This is a genomic window from Bacteroidota bacterium (assembly GCA_018831055.1).
GTDB lineage: Bacteria > Bacteroidota > Bacteroidia > Bacteroidales > B18-G4 > M55B132.
On record JAHJRE010000318.1, the window covers coordinates 1 to 2728 of the forward strand.

Annotated in this window: 4 protein-coding genes; 2 read left to right on the forward strand and 2 right to left on the reverse strand. The window is 54.8% G+C overall.

Annotated elements, in window-relative coordinates; genetic code table 11:
• The first annotated feature begins 298 nt into the window (after positions 1-298).
• Positions 299-1159 carry an IS1595 family transposase gene (locus KKA81_17315; protein ID MBU2652689.1) on the forward strand — a complete coding sequence of 287 codons (861 nt, stop codon included), beginning with the start codon at positions 299-301 and terminating at the stop codon, positions 1157-1159.
• Between the two features lie 36 nt (positions 1160-1195).
• On the opposite strand, the gene KKA81_17320 is transcribed toward KKA81_17315, so the two are convergent.
• Positions 1196-1735: a hypothetical protein gene (locus tag KKA81_17320; protein ID MBU2652690.1), complete on the reverse strand. Its 540-nt coding sequence runs from the start codon at positions 1733-1735 to the stop codon at positions 1196-1198.
• A 76-nt stretch (positions 1736-1811) separates the two neighbouring features.
• On the opposite strand from KKA81_17320, the gene KKA81_17325 reads away from it, so the two are divergent.
• Positions 1812-2312: a hypothetical protein gene (locus tag KKA81_17325; protein ID MBU2652691.1), complete on the forward strand. Its 501-nt coding sequence runs from the start codon at positions 1812-1814 to the stop codon at positions 2310-2312.
• A gap of 31 nt (positions 2313-2343) precedes the next feature.
• Here the strand turns inward: KKA81_17325 and KKA81_17330 are convergent.
• The coding region (locus tag KKA81_17330; protein ID MBU2652692.1) for a fatty acid desaturase at positions 2344-2728 on the reverse strand (385 nt) is incomplete at its 5' end.

The window sequence follows — 2728 nt, forward strand, 5'->3', positions numbered from 1 at the left end:
CTGAGCGCGGCGTCCAGCGCCTTTTTCTTGTCCGTATCGTCTTTTGCCACGAGACTCACAACATTCTTGGACATGAGTGATTTCCCCTTATTTCATCGCCGCCCGAGTCGCGCAATGCGCTGTTCATGACGATCAATGTACTCATTTTGTTCTCGCTGGCAACGATAAATTCAAGCCGCTGAAAACAAAGGGAAATTCAGTTCGTGTTCGTGTGACGTTCCGACTCCGCAGCAGCGCATATATCCCCTTGAAACATGGGAAGGCCGGGGCCATATTAAGGTTATAGGAGAGAGACCCCATGACCAAAGCAATGACCCTCAAGACGTTCAACGCCCTCTTCCCCGACGATGAAGCCTGCCTTAACCACCTTATGACGGTGCGTTACGGGTCCAAGTTTCATTGCTCAAGCTGCGGCGCGGAAGCCAAACACCACAAGGTGAGGGGCCGTCGCTGCTTTGAGTGCGAGTTCTGCGGCCATCAGGTCTACCCTACCGCCGGAACCCCGTTCGAGCGCACCCGCACGAGCCTGCGCGACTGGTTTTTCGTCATGTTCCTGTTCACGACTACCCGCAACGGGGTGAGCGCGAAGGAAATCCAGCGCCAGCTAGGCGTGACCTACAAGACGGCATGGCGCATGGGCCATGAAATCCGCAAGTACATGGGTTGGGTGGACGGCGACGATCAACTTGGCGGTGACAAGATCGTGGAAGCCGACAAGGCGTATATCGGCGGCAAAGACAAGCGCGGCGAGGATGACAAGACCGTGGTTCTCGGCATCGCCGAACGCGGCGGCGACGTGATTACCCGCGTCGTGGCCGGTCGCGGTTCCTTCCATGTGGTTCCCCGGATCATCGAACACGTCAAGGCTGGAACGCGGATCGCGACCGACGAAGCCAAGGCGTTCAAGAGCCTGCCCGATGAGGGCTTCCGTCACGGCACGGTTAATCACTCATCCGGTGAGTATGTTCGTGGTGACGTGCATACCAATTCGATTGAGTCGTTTTGGTCCAGCCTCAAGCGCGGGATTTCGGGGACGCATGTTTGGGTTTCTTCCGCGCACCTCCCGAAGTATCTGGCCGAGTTCGAGTTCCGCCATAACCTTCGGAAGCAGCCGCACCTAATGTTCGACCTTCTTTTGCAGGCCTTTCCTCGCCCCTAATCATCTTGGACAAGAGAAGGTCGAAACGGGAGAAGGTCATTTGCCTAGCCTGTTGATTGACCTTATGGGGATTCTTTTTTCCTTCATGAATCGCATTGTTATCATCCTAAGTTTTGCCTGAAACTCGTCCGGATCAGATATGCTCTTAAGGCCGTAGAATTCATCGGAAAGATTTGTTCTCTCTACGGTATCAACGCATTCCCCCATCCAATCCCACCACTCCGATTCCTTTGGAGTGGTTGAAATTTGACCTTGTGATCTTCTGTAAAGTAGGTCTGTCCCGCACAAGGTCAAATCACCTAATTTTTTGGCTATTTCGATTGTTTCTCGACTAGCTTTTGAGGAAGCCGCATAGACAATCATTAGTGCGTCAAAGAAAATCATAGATGCCGCCGCAGCAGCGAAAGCTACTGGAATTGTCATTGGACCAGCCTCGATTATGAAGCCCCAGAGTGCGGCTAACATGGCCCACCCCGCACCCCATAAAATGACCCAACCACCAACAAATTGAACGGCGGCATCCGCAATTTCAAAAGCGGCCCAAAGAAAACGGACGAGAAGTTTGATAATCCACATCCCCCGATCATAGCGTTTCTCTTTCCATAAGAAAGTGTTCGGGTATGATCGGTGGTTCATTCAAGCGGTGGCAGTCGTGGTCGATTTTGCATCTATCAGTGGCACGCTCAGCGGTCTTAAGACGGCGTACGATATCGTGAAGTCGATAAAAGACATGGACGGAGCGGTAAAAATTAATGCCGCCGTCATAGAGCTTCAGTCGGTCATCCTTGACGCCCAAACAAAAGCCCTCGATGCCCAGCAGGTTCATGCGGCGCAAGTTGATCTTATAGGCGACCTTGAAAAAGAAGTGGCTCGCCTCAAAGAACAAGTTAGCGATAGAGAAAAATATGAGCTTAAGCGGGTCAGCCCCGGCGCGTTCGCCTACATGCTTAAAAAAGAAGAACGTGGCTCCGAACCACCGCATTGGCTTTGCCAAAACTGCTACGATGATGGAAAGAAGTCTGTTTTGCAGGCCCTCCCAAATTTGGGATCGGGGGCCAAAAGCAGGGAACAAACAACCTACAAGTGCCCAAAGTGCAGCGGCACAATAACTGCCAGCTTTCCAGCAAAACCGAAATGGATTGACGGCTCCTAGCCAACTCACCTAGCACCCCCTTTCGGGGAAGCTATTTCCAGGTTTTGCGTCCCCATGTTCGAAGGGGATATATGCGCGCAGCAGCCTGCGCACCGTGCGCTACTGCGGCTCCCCCCGCCCTCGCCGTCCGCGCGCCCGGCGCGACACCGGCGACGGGTGTGGCTCCGCCCCGCGCGGGCTTCCGGTCCCAGGCATGCGTCCAGTCGTGGATCGCCGCCCCCTCCGCCTCGAGAATCGGCCGCATCTCGTGAAAGGCAAGGCCGATCCGGTGGAATGGGATGCGCGGGAAGAGGTGATGGATCAGGTGATAGGTCTGATACATGTCGAGCACCGTCACCAGCCGGTGAATGGCGCGCGGCAGCAGGAAGACGCCGGAATCCGTGTAGCGCTCCTGGGAGAGGTGCGGCCGGTGCGGC